The sequence below is a fragment of the Roseivirga spongicola genome (assembly GCF_034376045.1).
In the GTDB taxonomy this organism is placed as follows: Bacteria; Bacteroidota; Bacteroidia; order Cytophagales; family Cyclobacteriaceae; genus Roseivirga; species Roseivirga spongicola.
The window spans coordinates 12851-34904 of the sequence record NZ_CP139724.1 but is presented as its reverse complement, the minus strand read 5'-3'; the positions used below and the strand labels follow the sequence as shown (position 1 = coordinate 34904).

Annotated in this window: 19 protein-coding genes; 12 read left to right on the top strand and 7 right to left on the bottom strand. The window is 41.0% G+C overall.

The window, feature by feature from the left end; all coding sequences use genetic code 11:
- Positions 1-198: 198 nt before the first annotated feature.
- From T7867_RS00155 to T7867_RS00140, 4 genes are read right to left on the bottom strand one after another with little or no spacing between them, the layout of a single operon-like run.
- Positions 199-444, bottom strand: coding sequence for a tyrosine-type recombinase/integrase (locus T7867_RS00155; protein WP_157717595.1), 246 nt, complete (start codon positions 442-444; stop codon positions 199-201).
- 12 nt (positions 445-456) lie between these two features.
- A complete protein-coding gene (locus T7867_RS00150; protein WP_068220073.1) occupies positions 457-1095 on the bottom strand; it encodes a response regulator transcription factor in 639 nt (212 codons plus the stop codon).
- On the bottom strand, positions 1088-3454 hold the full coding sequence (locus tag T7867_RS00145; protein WP_322299714.1) for an ATP-binding protein: 2367 nt from the start codon (positions 3452-3454) through the stop codon (positions 1088-1090). The genes T7867_RS00150 and T7867_RS00145 overlap by 8 nt, the downstream gene beginning before the upstream one ends.
- Positions 3455-3483: 29 nt before the next feature.
- Positions 3484-3966, bottom strand: coding sequence for a hypothetical protein (locus T7867_RS00140; RefSeq protein WP_322299713.1), 483 nt, complete (start codon positions 3964-3966; stop codon positions 3484-3486).
- Positions 3967-4208: 242 nt separating this feature from the next.
- On the opposite strand from T7867_RS00140, the gene T7867_RS00135 reads away from it, so the two are divergent.
- The 3 genes from T7867_RS00135 (at position 4209) to T7867_RS00125 (ending at position 5975) form a co-directional block, all read left to right on the top strand.
- Positions 4209-4682, top strand: a complete 474-nt coding sequence (locus T7867_RS00135; protein WP_322299712.1) for a hypothetical protein — start codon at positions 4209-4211, stop codon at positions 4680-4682.
- A gap of 120 nt (positions 4683-4802) precedes the next feature.
- Positions 4803-5237, top strand: a complete 435-nt coding sequence (locus T7867_RS00130) for a hypothetical protein (RefSeq protein WP_322299711.1) — start codon at positions 4803-4805, stop codon at positions 5235-5237.
- Positions 5238-5492: 255 nt separating this feature from the next.
- Positions 5493-5975, top strand: a complete 483-nt coding sequence (locus T7867_RS00125) for a hypothetical protein (protein WP_068220088.1) — start codon at positions 5493-5495, stop codon at positions 5973-5975.
- A gap of 83 nt (positions 5976-6058) precedes the next feature.
- Here the strand turns inward: T7867_RS00125 and purL are convergent, their stop codons facing one another.
- Positions 6059-9754 carry a phosphoribosylformylglycinamidine synthase gene (gene purL / locus T7867_RS00120; RefSeq protein ID WP_322299710.1) on the bottom strand — a complete coding sequence of 1232 codons (3696 nt, stop codon included), beginning with the start codon at positions 9752-9754 and terminating at the stop codon, positions 6059-6061.
- A 467-nt stretch (positions 9755-10221) separates the two neighbouring features.
- On the opposite strand from purL, the gene T7867_RS00115 reads away from it, so the two are divergent.
- The 5 genes from T7867_RS00115 to T7867_RS00095 all read left to right on the top strand — a co-directional run bounded on the left by T7867_RS00115 (position 10222) and on the right by T7867_RS00095 (position 13532).
- Positions 10222-10980: a hypothetical protein gene (locus T7867_RS00115; RefSeq protein WP_322299709.1), complete on the top strand. Its 759-nt coding sequence runs from the start codon at positions 10222-10224 to the stop codon at positions 10978-10980.
- A gap of 23 nt (positions 10981-11003) precedes the next feature.
- Positions 11004-11693 carry a hypothetical protein gene (locus T7867_RS00110; RefSeq protein WP_322299708.1) on the top strand — a complete coding sequence of 230 codons (690 nt, stop codon included), beginning with the start codon at positions 11004-11006 and terminating at the stop codon, positions 11691-11693.
- On the top strand, positions 11651-12436 hold the full coding sequence (locus T7867_RS00105) for a sensor histidine kinase (protein ID WP_084375642.1): 786 nt from the start codon (positions 11651-11653) through the stop codon (positions 12434-12436). The genes T7867_RS00110 and T7867_RS00105 overlap by 43 nt, the downstream gene beginning before the upstream one ends.
- A 4-nt stretch (positions 12437-12440) precedes the next feature.
- Complete coding sequence (locus tag T7867_RS00100) at positions 12441-13088, top strand: response regulator transcription factor (RefSeq protein ID WP_068220104.1); 648 nt, start codon at positions 12441-12443, stop codon at positions 13086-13088.
- A 132-nt stretch (positions 13089-13220) separates the two neighbouring features.
- Positions 13221-13532 carry a hypothetical protein gene (locus T7867_RS00095; RefSeq protein WP_068220107.1) on the top strand — a complete coding sequence of 104 codons (312 nt, stop codon included), beginning with the start codon at positions 13221-13223 and terminating at the stop codon, positions 13530-13532.
- A 52-nt stretch (positions 13533-13584) separates the two neighbouring features.
- On the opposite strand, the gene treF is transcribed toward T7867_RS00095, so the two are convergent.
- The gene (gene treF / locus T7867_RS00090; RefSeq protein WP_068220110.1) at positions 13585-15084 is read right to left on the bottom strand and encodes an alpha,alpha-trehalase TreF; all 1500 of its coding nucleotides are present in this window, start codon (positions 15082-15084) and stop codon (positions 13585-13587) included.
- Between the two features lie 164 nt (positions 15085-15248).
- Between treF and T7867_RS00085 the strand changes: the two genes are divergently transcribed.
- The 3 genes from T7867_RS00085 (at position 15249) to T7867_RS00075 (ending at position 17847) form a co-directional block, all read left to right on the top strand.
- Complete coding sequence (locus T7867_RS00085) at positions 15249-15743, top strand: RNA polymerase sigma factor (protein ID WP_068220113.1); 495 nt, start codon at positions 15249-15251, stop codon at positions 15741-15743.
- 19 nt (positions 15744-15762) lie between these two features.
- Complete coding sequence (locus T7867_RS00080; protein WP_157717599.1) at positions 15763-16350, top strand: hypothetical protein; 588 nt, start codon at positions 15763-15765, stop codon at positions 16348-16350.
- A 99-nt stretch (positions 16351-16449) separates the two neighbouring features.
- Complete coding sequence (locus tag T7867_RS00075; protein ID WP_084375643.1) at positions 16450-17847, top strand: alpha/beta hydrolase family protein; 1398 nt, start codon at positions 16450-16452, stop codon at positions 17845-17847.
- 11 nt (positions 17848-17858) lie between these two features.
- Here T7867_RS00075 and T7867_RS00070 read toward each other — a convergent pair whose 3' ends face one another.
- Positions 17859-18383 (bottom strand): GNAT family N-acetyltransferase, encoded by a 525-nt coding sequence (locus tag T7867_RS00070; protein ID WP_068220123.1) that lies wholly within the window; start codon positions 18381-18383, stop codon positions 17859-17861.
- A 171-nt stretch (positions 18384-18554) separates the two neighbouring features.
- Here T7867_RS00070 and T7867_RS00065 point away from each other — a divergent pair, with 171 nt between their 5' ends.
- Positions 18555-22004, top strand: coding sequence for a pyruvate carboxylase (locus tag T7867_RS00065; protein WP_068220126.1), 3450 nt, complete (start codon positions 18555-18557; stop codon positions 22002-22004).
- The last annotated feature ends 50 nt before the right edge of the window (positions 22005-22054 follow it).

Genomic DNA, 22054 nt, shown 5'->3' with positions numbered 1-22054 from the left:
TTGCGAAGCGTCAGCCTTTAGCGCTGGGGCAAGCAAATGTGCCTGTTTGAGCGTTGGCTTTTTAAATGGGGCACAACGTTAGCTATCGTGCACTTTTATGCACGATATAAATCATATAATTTAATATTTATGCACGATAGCCATGCATTTCTGATGGCTATCGTATGTTTTCAATTTAGTCGTCCAGGTTTAAATTATCTAAAGGTGACTGTATTTTTCCCAACCCTTATGTGTTATATGTGTATAAATTTCTGTGGTCTGACTTGAGTTATGTCCCAATAAAACTTGGATATACCTGATGTCCACTCCTTTTTCTAAAAGATGTGTTGCAAAACTATGGCTTTGGGAATGTAGACTTACCGATTTGTTAATACCCGATTCTCTAATAGCAGAATGAAATACTACCGAAGCACATCCAGAGCCTTTTGAGAAAGTATATTTCACTCACTCGGGTATTCAGATAACCCCTTTCTCTAGGCATAAAGTAACTAGCTCGGCTGTGTTTTTTGTTCCTAACTTGTGCATGATATTGCGCCTGTGCGTTTTTACTGTATGAGGACTTATAAATAGTGCTTCCGCCACTTCATTACCTTTTTTACCAAGAGACAGCTGCTTAATTATCTCAACTTCTCTTTCCGAAAGCTGATTGACAAGATCTGAATCCGTACTCCCTCTGTTGCCTCGCAAAAATTCAAAAAGCTGGTCATTGACCTTTTTATGAAAATAGTTTTCTCCCTTCGACACATTCTGAATAGCTTCTACCAGTTCAGTTTTAGAAGCATCTTTGAGTATATAACCTCTTGCGTTATGTTCCAGAGCACGTTTTATCTGCCTTATGTCCTGATGCATAGTGAGCATTAGTGTAGGAGTGGCATACCCTGCATCTTGTATCAGTTTCATTGTGTCTATGCCATCAATTACTGGCATGCTGATGTCCATGATGACTACATCCACGTCATGGCGTTTGAGCAGGGAAAGAGCTTCGTGTCCGTTGGTAGTACTAGCCACTATATCTATACAGTCCTTGGGCTGAAACATAGTTTTGAGCCCGTGGGCAAACAAATGGTGATCATCAACTACTAAAACTTTAATCATCGTATGTCAGTTCAGGTTGGGTAGATAGCGGTAGGTCTACCAAAATAGTTGTTCCTTTGCCCAGTGTGCTGTCAATAGTAATTTCTCCATCAAACCCTTCAATACGTGATATAAGGTTTTTTAAGCCAATACCTTTGTGTTTGACTGAAGCATCGTCCTTGTTAAATCCTCTGCCATTATCTTCTACAATAACGCTCACAAGTTCTTCCAAACTTGTAAGCTGAATGGAGACAAGGCTTGCCTGAGAGTGTTTTAGGGCATTACTTAATAACTCCTGAACCATACGGTAAATAAAAACCTCCATGTTAGAGTCAAAACGATCGGTACTGTTAGTGGCGGTTACCTGTACTCTAATGCCATTAGTACTAGATACTGATTGAGCCAGATCTTTGAGTGCGCTGATAAGACCAAAAGATTCGGATATGCCCATGTGCAGGTGATGTGCAATACCTCTCACATCTTCACAGGCTTTATCTACTAGGGTATTCACTGTTTTTACTTGTTCATTCTCTTTCAGTGACTTTTCTCTGTCGAAAATACCTTGAAGGTTAACTTTGACAGTTGCCAGTATACTGCCAAGGTGATCGTGCAGGTCTTTGGCCAATCGCTGGCGTTCTTGCTCTTCACCTGCTATGCGAGCTTCTAGGTTTTTGGTGCGCTGCTGATCCAAGAGAGATTCTATATTGCGTTGGTGTTTTGCTTGTTCTTCTTTTTCCTTAAGGCTGGCCAGTGAAAGGCGCTGCCGATAATAAAGAAATAGTCCTAAGGCCAGTGTAAATAGGGCGATAGTAGCCACCAAGTAGGTTGTCTTTTTGGCTTTTTGCTGCTCAGCTATCGCCTCGTTCTTTTCAATTTCTGTTTTTGCTAGGTCGTTTTCTAAGGCCAGTTCGCTAATGCGTTTGTCTTTCTGTACCGATTCGTATTGCTCTTGTAGTTCTGCTATCTGTCTGGCTTTTTCCAAGTTATCCAGGCTGTCTTTTACAGTCTCATACTGAAGTCTAAAGTCAAGTGCTTTTTTAGGGCTTCCAAGTTGCTCGTACACTTCTGATAGCCCGAGCAGGTTGGCGCGAGATAGCTGTGGTAGTTCGTACTTTCTAGCAAGTTGGAGTCCTTGCTGGTAATTATTCAGTGCATCGTTGTATTGACCATTTTCGTATTGAAATACTGCTAAGCTAGTGAGTACCTTACCCAAGTTCAGATCGTCTCTGATTTCTCTTTTTAGTTCTAGGCTCATTTGAAAATATCTCTCTGCTAGTGCTGTTTTTTTGAGACCGGCAAAGGAACGCGCCATTCCGAAGTAAGACTCTGAAAGATCTTGTACTCTCTGCTGTTGTTCATAGATGGTGGCGGCATTTTGAAAAGATTCTAGTGCCTTCGGCCACTCATTGTTGATCTCCAAGACTTCTCCAAGGTTTCTATAAATATTTGCTTTCGTGGTTATTTCCCCAATTCCTGCTTCGCTTTTCAAGGCCTGTTCATAATAGTCTTTTGCCTCAATGGTTCTGCCCAAATCTTTCAATACTACCCCAAGGTTGATTAGAGTATTGATGCGCATATCATCAAGTTGCAGTGAATCGTAAATTTTTAGGCTCTTAACATAGTGGGATGCTGAAAGAGTATAAAAGCCCAACTTATAATAGGTTGCTCCCAGATTGTTGGCTAAGCGGCCAATTCCTTCATTATACTCAGCTTCTTCATAAAGCGGTATTGTACGCTGGTAATAATCAATGGCCTTTCGGAATTCACCAACAGCGAAATAGTAGTTGCCCAGATTGAGTGAGGTCTTAGCTGTAGAAAGTGGGTCTCCTAAGAGCTTTTTAATAGCTATACTCTGTTCGAAATAATATAAAGCGCTGTCGGCCTGTCCTATTTGTCTATGCACATTTCCCATGTTTTGTAGGGCCTTGGCCCAGGTGACCGAGTCTTTTGCAAGTTGTGCATAAACCATGCTTTGATCGTATTGACCAAGGCTCTTTGTAAATTGGCCTTGTCTTTTGGCTAGAACTCCCAGCAAATTGTGGATGGCCGATAGTGTTATATAGTCTCGAGTCTCTTTGCCAAGGTTTATAGCTTGGTGGCCGTAATAGATGGTGCTGTCATAGTCTTTCTGAAGGTACATGGTCTTAGCTCTGAGCCAATTGTTTACCGCCATTACTGTCTTGAGCTTTCTTTTCGGGCTAAGTTCTTCTGCCTTTTCTAGCAAAAGAAAAGTAGAGTCGGGGTGTGATTGAGCTAGACTTTCGGCTTTCTGCTGAAGCAAAGTAACCTGCCCGGGAATGTCCTGGGCAAGTACAGTTCGAGTTAAGCTTACCCCGATGATTAATAGTGTTATATGAAAATATAACTTTGATAAGTTCACTTTTAATGTTAATGAATTATGAGATTATATCATATTTCGTCTTCGTCTTCCACAATTACTTTAGAAGCGTCACCTTCTTCAGGATCTCCCGAAGCGGTAACAATGATTATCTCTTTTCCTTTGATAAAGCTGTTGTAAGACTCGTTGAACTCAATGCAGAAACGATAATTGAGGTAATTTGTGCTCTTAATGGCATCACCAATTTGGCTGAAGTTAAGGAACACTAGAATGTTCTTACCTACTGTTTTACATTCTACAAAGTTGTTTTCATCTGGTAAATGTTGTGTGTCTGTGAGCACGTTGATGTTGAGCTCATAGTTGCCTGCATTTGATTCAGTTGGTGATTTGAAACGAAAATGTGAAAGCGGTTTTAATATGAGGTGTGAAAGCGATAGTTTATCTTCAGAAGAGGGATAAACCCCTACACTATTGCCTGCTGATATGGTATTGTAGGTAATATTGACCGAAGCAAGCTTCTCCATTTTGGATCCTATTTTGATAGAATTACTCATAATTATTTTGGTTTTGGTGTTAATGATACATCAAAAATAGAAGAGCCGCCCGGTTTACTACTACCCCCATGGGGGTATTCATCAAATACCACTGCCTAGCCCCATAGGAGTACTTTTAATATTCGGATTTGGTGGTATCAAACCCTCTTTTTAATCCCTCACCTTTGAAATGTCAACAGCGACAAAAGGAGTATCTCGAAAATCCTGAACAGAGTAGAGCAGAATAAACAAATACAATTACAATGGACTTAAGACAATTTTTTGGTGAATGGAGAGAAGGACAACCCATTCATGCAATGCAAGAAAGCAAAGAAGGTGCGAAGCCTTTTGTTTTGGAAGTGGTAGCTTTTACCCCTGACAGGGTTACGCTGCGATCAATCGAAGGTAGCGAGCCACTCAATATTCTGGTTGAAAGCGCGCCTAAGAATAACCTGTCAGCTTATTCTCTTGAAATCGACTCAGGAAGCAATCTGACACCAACTGATTTAACAGGTAGAGCTTTGCCTGGTGCGGTTTTGGTGAGCCCTCCAGCTCCATCCAAATTGATGATTCATGGTGAAATGGTTTTGTCTTCGAATACACTTTTCACCAAAGTGAATGGTCAGATCGCTTTAGTACGAAACTTTGTTGACTCCTCGGAAAGTTCGCTTTTGGTAGACTTGCGACAAGGTGGGACTAGTGTGAAGTACTTCTTTACAGGTATGGAGAAAAAATAAACATTCAGACAAAATGTGGAGCAGCACCCACTTGAAAAAACGGCCTTTTCCCGAAGGTTAATTGGGAAGGTGTATGCCGAAAAACCTTATGAGTAGGCACAAAACTAAACTTTAATAAACATGCCTTTTTTTCCAATTAGAAATTTACCAACAAACTCCCAACGTACATTACCAACTTTGACTTACACTAATCCGGATGAATTCGTAATTGCCGGAATCCATACGGATGGACAGGTTTTTATCAGAAAAAGTATGGATGCGGGGGAGACTTGGAGTCCAGAAATCCCTGTCACCAATGCTACATCAGGTCAGATGCCCGCTGTGGCCAGTATAGGTGAAGGACTTTTCATAGCATGGGCTGCTAATGATGGCTCTAACCGACTGTGTTACACGGTTTCTATTGACGGTGGAGATACTTTTTGTAAGGTTCAACCAGTGGATGGAGCTTTTACTAAGCATGCGCCTAACATGTCTGGCGGTGGGGCTGTTTTAGTTAGCTTCTTAGATCTAAATGGAGAATCGCAAATGGTTATTCTTCCATTAGAGATCAATTGAAGGTCACGCAAGCAAACTCTTCAGCTTTGAGTGTCTTTACTCCTGAATGATTGTATGTTTCAGTCAACCTTTCAATGAAGGAGTAGTGATCTTCTTAAATCTTAAAGCAGATGCCAATGTGAGGCCCCTGTGATTTAATGAGATATGAAATGTGGAGCAGAACCCACTTAAAAACAACGGCCTTTTCCAGAAGGTAAAGACCTGGAAGGCGGAAACCGAAAAGCCTTAAGAGTAGGTAATTTAAACCCAATAAACATGAAAATTCAATATCAACAGGTAGTAGCGATTCAGTCTTCCGAATACTGCAATTTCATAAGCGCAAACGGAAGTAAAAAACAAACCCTTTGCATGACAAAACCATGGCTTAATATAAATGAGCAGTGGAAAACTGAGCTAGTGAGTGACAACAGTTCAACAGCCAATATAAAGTTTGGTGATTACGTCAGGTTTAGCAGCGAACGATATGATTCGGCTTACCTTTCTGGTTACAATGGCTATTCACCTATGGCACTCACTACTATGAATGCCCCTCAAGATTACGAGCGTTTTAAGCTAGTTGATCCGAGCAATCCTTCATCTACTGCAGAAATTACAACCAACGATGAATTTGAGTTGTGGCTAGTCAATGGTGACAAGTACAGTGTTAAGGTGAGCGGCACCGAATTTGAAAAATCAATCCCGTTCGTTACTTCTGGCGGATCTACCTTTAGACTTATTCAGATCACCGTAAATGCTTAAGATAGAGGAGAATTATAAAGAGCCATGATCTTCACCATGGCTTCTCTTACAGGCCTTAATGTATCATTAAGGCCTGTTTCATTTTACACCTTCTCAGCTACCCAATTCTTAGCATTGATAAACGCTTGAATCCATGGGCTTAGCAAGTCTGCTTTCTGCTCCGCAGGGTAATTACCCCAGTTCCAAGGGAAGATAGAGCGCTCAAAGTGAGGCATAATCGCTAAGTGTCGTCCATCTTTACTGGCCAAACCTGCCACATGGTAGTCAGATCCGTTAGGAGAAGCAGGGTAAGCCTCGTAGCTGTATTTAGCAATTACATGGTAATCTCTTTCAGCTTCTGGTAGTCTAAAACGGCCTTCACCGTGTGCTACCCAAATACCCAGTCTTGTACCAGCTAGTGAACCAAGCATCACAGAGTTGTTTTCAGGAACGGTAACGTTCACAAAGCCAGACTCAAACTTATGAGCAATGTTGTGGTCTAACTTCGGATGTACTTTGTGTTCAGGGTAGAGCAAACCGAGTTCGCCCATCAACTGGCAACCGTTACAGATACCTAGTGAAATGGTGTCTTCGCGTGCATAGAAGTTGTCTAGTGCTGCTTTTGCTTTCTCGTTGTAAAGGAAGGCACCAGCCCAACCTTTGGCAGAACCTAATACGTCTGAATTTGAAAACCCACCTACGAATGCAATGAAGTTTACATCGCTCAAATCTTCACGACCCGCAATCAGGTCGGTCATGTGAACATCCTTCACGTCAAAACCAGCTAGGTGCATGGCATAAGCCATTTCTCTATCGCCATTTACTCCTTTTTCACGAATAATGGCTGCTTTGATTCCTGTAGAAGACTTTCTGTTCGGATCTAGCCCTAGCGCTTCATATTGACCATTGAAACCTTCAGGGAATTTAAACTGAAGCGGTTGCTTTTTATAGTTCTGAAAACGCTCGGTAGCCAGCTCCTTACCAGACTGCTTTTGGTCTAGCAGGTAAGAGGTTTTGTACCAAGTGTCTCTCAACGACTCAATGTCTAGCAAATAGCTTTGCGTGTTGGTCTGAATAGAAAGAATTGGCTCTCCAATTGGGCTTCCAAGTTCGTAGTTAATGGTGCCGAGAGCGGAAAGATTACCAACTACTTCTGCTAAATCTTCATTAGCTATTTGTAATACTAGCGCTGGTTTTTCTGAGAAGAACACCGAGATATCATCAGCACCTTTAATGTCCTTTAAGTCGGCTGAAATACCTAAGTCTACTTGAGCGAAAGTCATTTCGAGCAATGCAGTAATTAAACCACCAGCAGATACATCGTGACCGGCTAATACTTTACCTTCTTTGATCAATTGCTGAATGTAATCGAAGGTTGCAGCAAAGTTGCTAGCACTCTTAATGGTTGGTGCTTCGGTTCCGATTTTACCCACTACCTGAGCGAAAGATGAACCTCCAAGCTTGAAGCTATCACCCGACATATCGATATAAAGCAAAGTCGACTCAAAGTTAGGTTGAAGTACAGGCTCAACTACTTGTTTCAGGTCGCTTACTTCGCCTACGGCAGAAACGATAACCGTTCCTGGGGCATAGACCACATCGTCTTTGTACTTCTGCGTCATCGACATGGAATCTTTTCCAGTCGGAACGTTAATGCCTAACTCACAAACAAAGTCAGAAAGGCCTTTTACTCCATCGTAAAGTCTGGCGTTTTCTCCTTCGTTCTTCGCTGGCCACATCCAGTTAGCAGAAAGCGAAATGCCTTTAATGCCATCAGAAATAGGAGCGAAGATGATGTTTGTTAACGATTCAGCTACAGAAAGCTGAGAACCAGCAACTGGATCAATCAAGGCTGAAACAGGTGCATGGCCAATAGTAGTTGCAATTCCTTTTTCACCACGATAATCAAGCGCCATTACGCCCACATTGTTCAATGGTAATTGAATTGGCCCTGCAGTTTGTTGCTTGGCCACTCTACCAGTTACACAACGGTCTACTTTGTTGGTTAACCAGTCTTTACAGGCGACAGCTTCCAACTGAAGAACTCCGTTTAGATACTCCTGCAGCTTCTTAATATCGTAAGTAACCTCAGCGTAATTGGCTTTAGCCGATTTGTCTTCCAAAATGGTTTTTGGAGAAGAACCAAACATGTGCGCCAAGTCCCAATTGATTGGGTGCTGGTTAGTTTCTTTATTCTCGAATTTGAATTTATGGTCACCAGTGATGTCGCCCACCACATAGATAGGAGCTCTTTCACGCTCAGCTACTTTTTGGATGTAGTCAATGTCTTTTTGCTTCATCACAAGCCCCATTCTCTCCTGAGATTCGTTACCAATAATCTCTTTGTCGGAAAGGGTAGGGTCGCCCACAGGCAATTTCTTCACATCTATCACACCACCGGTTTCTTCAACCAATTCAGACAGACAGTTAAGGTGTCCACCAGCACCATGATCGTGAATTGAAACAATTGGGTTTTTCTCCATTTCGGCCATGGCTCGAACGGCATTGTAAACCCTTTTCTGCATTTCTGGATTGGAACGCTGAATGGCATTCAGTTCTATTCCAGAGGAGAACTCACCGGTATCTACCGAAGAAACAGCACCACCGCCCATTCCAATGCGGTAGTTGTCGCCTCCCATAACCACTACTTTATCGCCAGTTTCTGGGGTGTCTTTTAAGGCATCATCTTTTTTACCATAGCCAATTCCGCCAGCCATCATGATCACCTTGTCAAAGCCTTGCTTTTTTCCGTTCTCCTCATGCTCGAAAGTGAGTACCGAACCAGCAATGAGTGGCTGACCAAATTTGTTACCGAAATCTGAAGCACCGTTAGATGCCTTGATCAGAATGTCCATTGGGGTTTGGTATAACCACTTGCGCTCAGGCATGTTGGCTTCCCATTCTCTACCTTCCTCCAAACGAGAGTAGGAAGTCATGTAAACAGCGGTTCCGGCTAAAGGCATAGATCCTTTTCCGCCAGCCATTCTGTCTCTTATTTCCCCACCAGAACCAGTAGCTGCACCATTAAATGGTTCAACCGTAGTAGGGAAGTTGTGCGTTTCAGCCTTGAGAGAGATGACAGATTCAAAATCTTTAGTTTCAAACCAGTCGGCTTTGTCTTGTGTCTTTTGAGCGAATTGTTCAACAACCGGACCTTCAATAAAGGCAACATTGTCTTTGTAGGCAGAAACTAACTTGTTAGGATTGTCTTGTGAAGTTTTCTTGATCAGCTTGAAAAGCGATGAAGGCATTTCTTGCCCATCTATTACAAAAACTCCATTAAATATTTTGTGTCTACAGTGCTCTGAATTCACCTGAGAGAAACCGAATACTTCACCATCGGTTAGGTTTCTACCCAATTGAAGGCTAACATCTTTTAGGTAATCAATTTCTTCTTTGCTTAGCGCTAGTCCTTCCACCGTATTGTAGGTGGCAATATCCTCTATATACCTTACTGGCTCTGGCTCAACGTTGATGGTGAAAAGATCTTGATCTAATGACTTATACAAAACCTGGAGCATTGGGTCATAGGCCACATTGTCGCTTTCCACCTGTTCGAACTCTTCAATTCTCTGGATTCCAGAGATGCCCATGTTCTGGGTTATCTCTACAGCATTGGTGCTCCAAGGGGTAATCATCTCTTTTCTTGGGCCAATAAAATTCCCATTAAGGGTTTGACTGTCTATGGTTTTGGCATTTCCGAAGAGCCAAAGTAGTTTGGGGATATCTTGTTGAGGAAGTTCCTGAGAGAGACCTACAGCGTAGATTTTGCCGTGTCCGGCATCAAAAAACTGAATCATTTGAGCGATTGCTTTTGGGTACGAATTACCCGCGCAAAATTAGAAAAAGATTTGGGTTTAAGTGCAGCTAGTTTACCATGATTTGTCATTTGTCTTGAGCATAGAAGCCTGAAAATCGATATACGTAAAAATACGTGTTTGTAAAGAACAGGTAAATTGGCTCTGCTAGACCAATTCAAAACCTGCCACCTTTGAATCACAGTCTAACAGTTCTGGTCTAGGTGACTAGGAGTTTCTCTCAATGATGAATACGCACGAATAACACACATACAGCCATGTCGGTCCTTTTAGGAGCGATAAATTATAATTGAGAGAAACATAGCCCTGTCCTGAAAAGGATGGGGCTTTAATTTTCATTGACGAAGAACTTTGAGGCCACTATGAATTGAAACTATATTTAAGCATCAATATTAATAGCACTCACAGTCAATAAAAATCAGATTCAACTATAACCAAACATCTCAACCATGAAAGTTATTTCAGAGAAAGAAGCCACGCTTATTAAGACTAACTGGCAAAGACAAAGGCAAGAACACATTATTTCCTCTTTTGAAGTATTTAATGAACAAGAGGGTGAGTACGACAGAATTACCGCTAGAGACTTCGGTGCTATTACGCAAGAATTCATGGATTCTATTCAAAAATTAGGAGATTCTCCTTCTGATGGACTCTCTTTAATGTTGGGTATTGATGAGAATACGCAACATGCGGAGGTTTTTTGGGAGTTTAGACTAGGAAACGAGAAAACCTACATCAAGGGTGATGGTGATAGGTTTCTGACTTACATCTCTTCTAACTATAGACCAACTCAGCCAAGAATGGGAGAGTCGGTTAATTATAAAAATGAGGTTTGCTGTAATTGGGCCAATATCTCTTACTTTGAAATGAATGCTATCTTTTTTGTAGAGATGGAAAACAACAATTTTAAATCACATGGCTCTGAGTTGTTTTTGCGTAGACCGAGAAGAGTATTGAGCTTTACTATACCTCAAGATGATATTGATGTAATGAAGAAAGTTTGCTCTACCGAGAAAAGCTTACTTGTACACTACGGTGTGAACTATGGAGATGCGGCAAGACAAATGGTTCCTTTTGTGCCATTGATTCAAGTTTATACTCCAATGTTACAAGGTACTACAGATGAGGACGATCCCGATTCTACATACCTGGACTTTGTAGAGCCATGTCCACCAAATTGTCCAGGTGGAGGTGGTGATGATATTTGATAATGTTTAGAGCTTTATAGAGGATGAGCGAAATATTTAATGAATCAACCAGAGTGTTGATAGTTCAAATATATTCGTGGTACGTTTTTGTGCCCGTTGTACTGGGTGCATTATTTTGGCGTAGGCTTAATAATGCTCAGAAGTTCATCCTCTATATCGCTATACTCAGTGCAGTAAACCATAAGATCTCTCAGGTTGTAAGAACTTATTTGGCAACGGATAGCAACAATGCTTGGGTAGCCCATGCCTATGTTCCGTTTATTTTTTGGTTTACCTGGAGGCTATATAAAAACGAACTCAAGGTGCTTTTTTCGAGTACTTTTTTCAATATTACTTTGATCATTTGCCTTTGCTTCTTTGGTGTAAATAGCCTCTTTATTCAGAACTTAAAAATTCTACCAACTAACGGCATTTTCCTAATAAGTGGGGTGTTTATTTTTTGGGGAGTTTCTTATTTCTATTCTTTACTTAAGCAAACCGTATATAAATCATTAGAGAAAGAACCTGTGTTTTGGTTTACTACAGGGGTCATTATGTATTACTCAAGTACATTCCTGATTTTTCTTTTGGTCTATAATTATCTGGATAAGGATTCTGAAACGACTTATATTGCTTCGATTTTCAACGCATTCTTTAACCTTGTATTGGTTACTACATATATTATTTCAATATGGGTGAAACCTCCCCGATTAGTGCTGAACAACTTCTCATAGGCTCCATGCTGGGCATGTTTCTACTGTCCCTGAGTATTGTAATTTTCTTTGTAGTGTATCAGAGGAGGTTGTTGAGACAGCAACAGAGTCACCAACAGAAAGAGGCCGATTACCAACAGCAGTTGCTTAGGGCCAACTTTCAAAGTCAAGAAAGAGAAAGAAACAGAATCGGAAAAGATTTACATGATGAGGTTGGCGCCTTGTTAACTACCACTAAACTCTATTTTCAACATTTAGATAGGAATACGCAGGAGGAGAAGTTTGCCGAAATTAAAAGTAAAGCCTTTAGCTTACTGGAAGAGACAATGACCACCGTACGTAGGGTCTCTCACGATCTTAGGCCAGTGGTTTTGGAAAGACTTGGACTAGTTGAAGCTATTCTTAATGTTGTAGATAAAATAAATCAAAGCGATCAGATTAAGATCGAATTTAAGCACTCTCTTTCAACAGAACCAGATGCTGAGTACTCATTAAATTGGTATAGAATAGTTCAAGAGTTAATCAATAACACGCTTAAGCATGCCGATGCTACTTTGATAGTTTTAGACTTGAAAACACTGCAAGGAGAACTTTGGCTAACTTACTCAGATAATGGTAAGGGGCTAACTCCTGAAAGTGATACCGCTAGCGGTTTAGGAATGCAAAATATTAGGAGTAGAATAGGCCTGATGCAGGGAGAGATGAATATTAAACAGAAAGAACAAGGCTTTGAAGTAGTCTTGAAATCAAAGTTAAAACCGTAAACACATGATTAAAATTGCTATAGCCGATGATCACAAACTTTTCAGAGAAGGCTTACGCTTTCTAATGGATCAGATGGATGATTTGGAAGTAGTTTTCGAAGCATCTAACGGAAAAGAGTTGTTAGAGCAAATGGAGAATCATGAACCAGATGTACTCCTCTTAGATTTGGATATGCCAGAGGTAGATGGGCTAGAAGCTTTAAAGCAGCTGAGGCCAAAGTTTCCAAACCTCGGCATCATTATACTTACCATGCATAGCGACTCTAAAATGGTAGCCTATTTAATGGAGTTGGGTGCTAATAGCTACCTGCTTAAAGATACTAGTCCAGAAGAGTTTCGAAAGGCTATATCTAGTGTAATTCAGGAGGGTTTCTACTTTAATAAAATGGTTTCTCAAGCAATGTTGACGGGCTTAAAGGGCCAGTCTAAGAAAAAGCCTACCCTTAACGATACTGAAACGCTAACCACTAGAGAGATAGAGGTGTTAGAGTTAATCTGTCAAGAGTATACAGCTAAGGAAATTGCGGAGAAGCTTTTTATTAGTCATCGTACGGTAGAAGGGCACAGAAAGAACCTAATTGAAAAATTAGGGGTGAAAAATACGGCTGGGCTAATTGTTAAGGCTATCAAGGAGGGCATTATTGAAGTCTAAAGAAGCCTTTTTTCGCTCTGTTATAGACTTATAGTTAAGTTCTATTGTATAAGTCAATGGTTTTTTTGGGAAAGCCATCAAAAATATTCTAACTTATTTAAAATTTAAGTAAAACTTTAAAACACCACAGTTATGGCCATCAAACAGAGTCTAGAGGCTAATAAAAACTTCATTTTAGACAGCTTACCAACTCAAGAACTTAAAGACGACTTTCTTAAAAGCCTTGAAAATGCCCCGGAATCAGTAGAGGCGCCTAGCCTTGAACAACAGGTAAAGGAGGCAGAGGCTCCAGATTATATTACTGAAGAAATGTATGCTGGAATTAAGACTGAATTAGAAAACATGAAACCAGTTCCTAAAATGACCCCAGAAGAGGAAAAGGCGGCTATTGAGGAAGGGCTCAAAAATCCTCCAAAATCAGATGCTAACAATGAAGAAGAATAAACTCAACTAAACCGGTAATATCAAAAGGTCACTTGTCTTAAGTGGCCTTTTCTTATGAATTCAATAATTTCAATAAAACTCCATTTGTCCATCCAAACCCATCTTGTACTGGGTATTCTCCGCCACCACTCAGTAAAGAGGTGTCTACTACGTTGTACTTCTCCATCAGCTTGCCAGTGTTTTTAAACACTTTGATGTTAAGAGATACCCAACGGTCTTTAATTTGATTAGCCAGACCATTTATGCCGTAGTTCCTTAAGCCCCAAATAGCCATCCATTGTAAAGGCGCCCATCCATTTGGAGCATCCCACTGTTGGCCAGATTGGTAGTTTGTAGTCAATAAACCACCTTCCATTAAAAGTTCGTTTTCTAAAACAAGAGCAGTTCGTTCGGCTTGAGCTTTAGAAGCAATACCTAAGGCAAGTGGGAAAGTTGCTGCGGCCGTAATGCTAGAAGCTTGTGCACCTAATTGGTGGTTGAAATCGAAGTAAAAGCCCGACCCTTCATTCCAGAAATACTTCTGGATGGCCTTGGCTCGGTTTTCGGCCAAACTTAAATACATGTTGGCTTCTTTTTCTTCACCTTTGATTCTATAGCCTTTAGCAATCATTTGCTCTAAATGATAAAGCAAAGAATTGAGGTCTACCTGAACCAAGTCTGTAGTTCGAATAGTCCCTAATTCATTGGGGACTTCAAACCAGCGAGAGCTGAAATCCCAGCCAGATTCGCAGGCTGCTCTAATGTTGAGAAGCGTTTGCTCTCCATCACTTCCTTTTTCACGAATTAAGTCTACATCGTCTTGGTACATTTCTGCCCTTGGACTATGCACATTGTCATAATAGCGGTTCAATATTTCACCACTCGAAAGAAGCACTGCTCGCTTGTGATGAGGTTTTTCTTTGGATAGACTTTCTGAGCCTTCCATCCAAAACTCATATTCATGGACCATGGAAGGTAGAAACTCCACAATGCTATCATCACCTTTTTGTTCGGCCAGAAGGGCAACCATCAAAGAGAAAAACGGAGGCTGAGACCTGCCTAAGTAGTAAGTACGGTTGCCGTTCGGTATAAAACCAAAGTTCTCAATCATATAAGAGAAATTCTTCACCATATCTTCTACCAACTGAATTCTCCTACTTTCAACCAGGCCAAGCATGGTAAAATAGCTATCCCAATAGTAGATTTCGTTGAACCGTCCTCCAGGAACCACATATGGGTGGGGCAGAGGGATAAGGGTAGAGAAAAACTCTTGCTCTTCTGGTTGTCTAGAAAGAATAGGCCAAAGCTTCTCAATATGATCTTCTACAGGTTTCGAAGTGTCGCTTTGATAGTTTACCTCTCTGGTTGGAGCAGGGTAAAAGTATGTTTCAAAGAACTTTTTTAGGTCGAAGTTCTTGTTGCTTTTTTGTTTCCGATAGGTTGTAAGAATTTCTTCTGGGCTTTCAATAGTTACAGCATCGGAAAGCTCTTTGCCATCGAGCCACAAGCCAGAAGCATGTAAGTCCGTAAACAGTTCTTGAAAGTCTTTCTCAGAAAAAATAAGTTTATTCATGGTAACTACTGGTTTTACTGCTCAATGCCCGTCATTTAAGAATGGCGGAAAAAGAATCTTTTATACAAACGAATAAAGACCAGCTTTGAGCAATTTTTTAATTAAAAATTTCTAGTCTGTAATAAATCTTCATTTGGTGGGTACTAATGGGTTGACTGATTGAAATGACAAACTCACAGCAACAACAAATTTTTGAAAGCTGGCTCCAAGAGCATAAGGGCATATTCTTTAAAATAGTTCGCTCTTATAGTGCCGTGCCTCAAGACCAAGAAGACTTGTTTCAGGAGATTGCTGTGAACGTATGGAAGTCGGTTCCAAATTTCAGGAACAACTGCGCAGTTTCTACCTGGATTTACAGAATTGCTTTAAATCGAGCGGTTAAGTGGAGCTTAAAAGTAAGAAAGCAACAAGAAAGAGAGTCAGACGAAGAAGCCATTAAGGTGCTTCAACCTGTAGAAGAAAAGCCAGATGAAAGATTGGCTTGGTTGTATGAGCAAATTCAAAAGCTCGATGAGGTTGATCGCTCTCTCTGTCTGCTCATGCTCGATGGCTTTAGCTATAAAGAAATGGCTTCGATTGTAGGTATTTCTGAAAGTTATGTGGGTGTGAAGATTAACAGAATCAAAAAACATCTCACCGAACAATCTAAAAAGATGTAGAACAATGGAATTCGATGAAATGAAAAAAATATGGGATACTCAGAGCAATGTAGCAATGTATGCTATAGATGAGGAAGCTCTTCATAACAGAGTAATTAGTAAAAGGAATAAAGCTGCTAGAAATGCGAGTAAGATGGAAGGTATATTGATTTTTAGTTTACTCTTTGCTAGTGGAATAATTTGGTCTGCAATGATTTTTAAGGCCAACTATGAACTTCCGTCTCTGGTCTTGTCGGGTATTATGTTAGTAGTGGCAGGTGCAATTTTTTTAGGGAGAAGAAAGAGAATGTCTTGGCAAAATGGATTCGAGAATACCATGCTAGGCGATATCGATCAGGCTATTGCCAACGCTAGCTATCAAGTAGCTTTGTCAAAATCGAGCCGATGGTTATACCTGACTGTGTCGGTTTTTGCCGTACTCAGCGTGTTCAATGAGGCCAGTGAATGGTGGAAAGGGTTATTAGTTACGCTCTTCTTTATTCTAGGCTATTTCGCTGCTCGTTGGGAGCATAAAACCTTCTACGTTTCTCAAAAACGTAGCCTCGAATCTGTGCGAAAAAAGCTCCTTCAGTTTCAGGAACAGGGCAATGTAGAAACAGGGCTATAAAGTTCAGGTAGTTATCTAAATCACATAAAATCAATGGGTTAATATTCAAAGTGAAAGCTTTGCCAGATCCCCTATGTCAAAAATCTAAATCAAAATATCATGTTGAAAACTCTAATAACAATCAAACTACTTATTCTTTTCTCAGTCCTTGTGTCGGCACAAGAGATTACTGGAGACTGGAAGGGAGTACTTAAAGCTGGTGAAACCGAAATAGGTTTCATTTTTACCATTCAGGAAAGTGAAAGTGGGCTAGAAGGGAGTATGGCTATTCCTGCTAGAAACCTCAGAAATATGAAAGCGGGTAAGACCACTTTTGCCAATGGAGAATTGTTGATTGATGGAAGTAATAATGGCTGGCAATATAAAGCCACTTATAATCCATCCAATCAAACTTTCGAAGGGCATTTTAAGGAAGGAGTGAATATGCTGCCTCTGAATCTTTCCAAAGGAGCTCTGCTTCCAGAAGTAAAGAAAAAGCGTCCGCAAGAACCAAAGTTGCCCTTGCCTTATTTGGCCGAAAAAGTAAAGTTCGAGAATAAAAAGGCGAAAATTAAGTTGGCCGGAACGCTCACCTTGCCCAAAGTTTCAAAGCCATCACCTGCAGTGATTCTCATTTCAGGAAGTGGTCCTCAAAATCGGGATGAAGAAATCTTTGGACATAGACCGTTTATGGTTTTGGCCGATTACCTGACCAGAAATGGAATAGCAGTACTGCGATACGATGACAGAGGAGTAAATGAGTCTGAAGGTAATTATGCTGAAGCTACAACAGCCGATTTTGCAACAGATGTATCGGCTGCGGTTGAGTTTTTGAAGTCTAGAAATGACATCGATAAAAGCAATATAGGTCTTGTTGGGCACAGTGAAGGTGGAATTATCGCGCCTATAGTGGCTGTAGAGCATCCTGAAGATATTGCATTTATTGTGTCTCTTGCAGGAACTGGAGTCTCTGGTTATGAAACCAATAGGTTGCAAGGTTTACATCAGGTTAGAAACCTTGTTCCGAACCTTGATCAATACAATGACTTTATAAAAGGTGCCCTAGATATTGCATCAAAAGAAGGTGATTTGGAAAGTATTAGAGAGGAGCTTTCTGAGTACTATTTGGCATCTACGTTCTTTAATCAGTCTGTTCCGCCAGATGCAGATAAAGCTGCGATATTGAAAAGTTTGGTTGAACAACGAACCACGGTTTGGGCTAGGTACTTCTATAATTATAATCCAGCCGATATGTTTTCGAAGGTGAAATGCCCTGTTTTGGCTCTTTTTGGAGAGAAGGATACTCAAGTATTTCCAGAGCCAAATAAGTCGGGTCTGGAGAAAGCACTAGAGAATGGCAAGACAGAAAGTTATGAAGTGCTGTTGCTAGAGGGGAAGAATCACCTATTTCAAGATGCGGAAACTGGTGAGATGAATGAATATAATTCAATTGAAGAAACTATGTCTCCACAAGTATTGAACTTGGTAAGTAAGTGGATTCAAGGACAGATCAAGTAAGTAGTGTTTGATCAAACAAACCGCTTCATGAGCAGATCTTTTTGAGATTCATCACCTAGTTTGAACGGGTGATCGGCAAAAACTTCGAAGCCATAGCTTTTATAAAAGGCTATGGCTTTTTCATTTTTCTCCCACACGCCTAACCACAAACACAGCAAGTTTCTTCTTTTTACTTCTGCTATGGAGAAGTCCATCAGCAACTTGCCTATTCCTTTGCCCTGAGCTTCTTGAGTGAGGTATATGCGTTCAATTTCTAGGGAGCTATCCAATACTTGGTCTGTTTGTGCAGTTTTGGTATTCAGCTTTAAGTATCCCAATATTTTGTCTTCTTCTTTAACAAAGTAAAAGAAGGATTCTGGGTTAGATAACTCACTTCTTAACTGATCTGTATTAAAGGCTTTTTCTAGGTAAGCCTTCATTTGGATTTCATTGTTTTGCTCGGTAAAAGTATCGCTAAAGGTATCTACAGATAGCTTTTTTAGCTCTTCTAATTCGTCTGTAGAAACCTTTTTTATCTGATAACTTCTTGATTGCATTGGTGTTAATAATAGTGGTGCTGATAGCTTGAGCCTGCAATTTCGAAATCTTTTTTCAGCCTATATAAAAGAGTCAGAAAAATCACGAATTTGGATATCATATTCGTTAAGCAATGGGATTTGTAACGCAGTTGTCAAACCATTAAATTCCGAAAGCATAACTTTTTATTTATGGAGCCAAATATTCGAAAGTTTAAGAAACTACTTGTTGCCAATAGAGGAGAAATAGCCATTCGTGTATTACGAGCGGCTTCTGAGATGAAGATCAGAACTGTGGCCATGTATACGTATGAAGACCGCTACTCTTTGCACCGTTACAAAGCCGATGAGGCTTATCAGATTGGTGAAGATGACGATCCGTTGAAGCCATATCTAGATATTCCTGAAATAATAGCACTGGCAAAGCGAGAAAACGTTGATGCTATACATCCGGGTTATGGATTCCTTTCGGAAAATGTAAACTTCGTTAGGGCTTGTAAAGAAGCAGGAATCACTTTTGTTGGCCCAGAGCCAGAAGTAATGCAGCGTTTGGGCGATAAAGTACAGGCCAAGATAGTCGCAAGAAATGCCCAGGTTCCTTTGATAGAAGATAGTAAGGTAGATCTTGCAGATAGCTCCATCGCTTTAGCAGAAGCCCAGAAAATCGGTTTCCCAGTAATGGTGAAAGCTGCTGCTGGTGGAGGGGGTAGAGGCATGCGCGTTGTCCGTTCCGAAGATCAATTGGAAAAGGCTTTCAATGAGGCTAAAGGCGAAGCTAAAAAGGCTTTTGGAGACGATACCATTTTTATTGAGAAGTTCATTGATAGTCCTAAGCACATTGAAGTGCAGATTATGGGCGATAATTACGGCAATCTGGTTCATCTGTATGAGCGAGATTGCTCTGTACAGCGAAGGTATCAGAAGGTGGTGGAAGTGGCTCCTTCCATTGGTCTGAAAGATGAAACAAGGGAGAAACTCTATAAGTATGCCCTGAGAATTACCAAAGAGGTAAATTACAACAATGTAGGTACGGTAGAGTTTTTGGTTGATGCAGAAGAGAATATCTACTTCATTGAAGTAAACCCTAGAGTTCAGGTAGAACACACCATTACAGAAGAAATTACGGGTATCGATATTGTTCGTTCTCAGATAGAAATAGCTCAAGGTTACCCGTTAGATCACCCAAGAATATTTATCAAGAGTCAGGAAGATGTTCAAATGAATGGGTTTGCCATTCAGTGTAGAATCACTACTGAAGATCCTGAAAACAACTTTAAGCCAGATTACGGAACCATCATTGCTTACCGCTCTCCAGGAGGATTCGGTATTCGATTAGATGCGGGTAACTGCTATGCCGGAGTTACCATTTCTCCCTTCTTCGACTCCATGTTGGTAAAAATCACTGCCACTGGCCGAACTTTGAAAGGCTCAGCTCAGCGCTTGCAACGTGCACTTTCAGAATTCAGAATTCGTGGAGTGGTCACTAACAAAGGGTTTTTGGAGAATGTGCTGAATCACGAGACATTCTATACAGGAAAGGCTACCGTGAAATTCATTGAAGACCACCCAGAGTTGTTCAAGATGCCTCGTTATATGAACAGGGCAACCAAAATTTTGAATTACCTGGGAGAGGTGGCTGTCAACGGAAACCCGAGCGTAAAAAAGATAGATCCTAGCGTTAAGCTTAGGACTCCTAAAGTGCCCGAATTCGATAGGCTTGGAGAATTCCCTGCTGGTACTAAACAGATTTTAGAGAAGGAAGGACCTGATGGTTTGGCCAAATGGGTTAAAGATCAGAAACAAATTTTACTGACCGATACCACTTGGAGAGATGCACACCAGTCGCTTTTGGCGACAAGAATGAGGTCGCTTGATATGCTCAAAGTGGCCGAAGGCTTTGCCAAGAATCATCCAAATGTCTTCTCTTGGGAAATGTGGGGAGGTGCTACTTTCGATGTAAGTATGCGTTTCCTGAATGAGAACCCGTGGGACAGACTGAAGAAGATGCGAGCGGCAGCTCCAAATACTCTAATGCAGATGCTTTTCAGAGGTTCAAACGGAGTGGGCTATAAGGCTTACCCTGATAACCTGATTGAGAGATTCATTGAGAAGTCTGCTGAAAATGGAATGGATGTCTTCAGAATCTTCGATTCCCTCAACTGGGTAGAAGCCATGAAGGTGAGCATCAGGACAGTTCGAGAAAGGACTAATTCTGTAGCAGAAGCTTGTATCTGCTATACTGGTGATGTGCTAGATAAAAACAGCAAATACAACCTTCAGTATTACATGGATATGGCCAAGGCCTTAGAAGATGAAGGAGCTCACATGCTTTGTATTAAAGATATGGCTGGTCTGTTGAAGCCACTCGCTGCTACAGAGCTAATTGGTGCGCTAAAAGATGCTACCGATCTGCCAATTCACTTACATACGCATGACACGTCTTCCATGCAAGCCACTACATACTTCAAGGCTATTGAGGCAGGGGTAGACATCGTTGATGTGGCGATTGCCTCAATGTCTGGACTGACAGCCCAACCGAATTTTAACTCGTTAGCGGCTGCTTTACAAGGTCATGAGCGCGATCCGAAAATTGATGTTCATAACTTGAATAAATACTCTACTTATTGGGAAGATGTCCGCGAGTACTACTATCCGTTTGAGAGTGGTTTGAAAGCAGGTACAGCGGAAGTCTATGATCATGAGATTCCTGGAGGTCAGTATTCCAACCTTAGACCTCAAGCAGCTGCTTTAGGCCTAGAACATAAGTTCGAGGAGGTGAAAAGAAATTATGCCTTGGTGAATCAAATGTTTGGAGAAATTGTGAAGGTAACGCCATCGAGTAAGGTGGTAGGTGATATGGCCATTTTTATGACTTCGAACAATCTGACACCTCAAGATATAATGGAGAGAGGGCATTCCCTTTCCTTTCCAGAGTCTGTAATTAGTTTGTTTAAGGGAGATTTAGGGCAGATGCCTGGCGGATTCCCTCAAGAACTTTCAAAAATTATTCTCAAGGATAAAAAGCCATATACTGAAAGACCAAATGCACATTTAGAGTCGGTAGATTTCGAAAAGGAATTTGAAGAGTTTCAAAAAGAATTCGATGTGTACTGCGATGAACTAGACTTTCTTTCTTACAAGCTGTACCCGAAAGTATTCAAGGATTTTTACAATAGCTGGTTGAAATATGGAGCTATTTGGCAACTACCAACCAAGGCATTCTTCTTTGCTCTGAAGCAGAATGAGGAGGTCTTTGTTGAAATTGGAAAGGGTAAGCACATCATTATAAAGATGCTCTATATAGCCGATGCTGATGAAAGTGGAATGCGCAAAGTCTACTTCGAGCTGAATGGACAAACCAGAGTCATTGATGTGCGCGACCAAAACCTGAAGTCTACCAAGCCAACCAACCGTAAAGTTGATGGAGAACATCAGGTAGGAGCACCACTTCAAGGCCGAATTGCTGAAGTGAAAGTAAAAGTAGGAGACAAGGTGAAAGAGAATCAAGCACTGTTTGTCATTGAAGCCATGAAAATGGAGACTACAGTTTCTTCGCCAGAGGCAGGCACGGTAAAGGCTGTCTACCTAAATGGTGGAGATATGGTTGAGCAAGATGATTTAGTAGTGGAGTTGGAAGGGTAGTATTGAGTCTGTTTTCCGCTGAGGAGATGTCTGCCCCGATACTTCGGGGG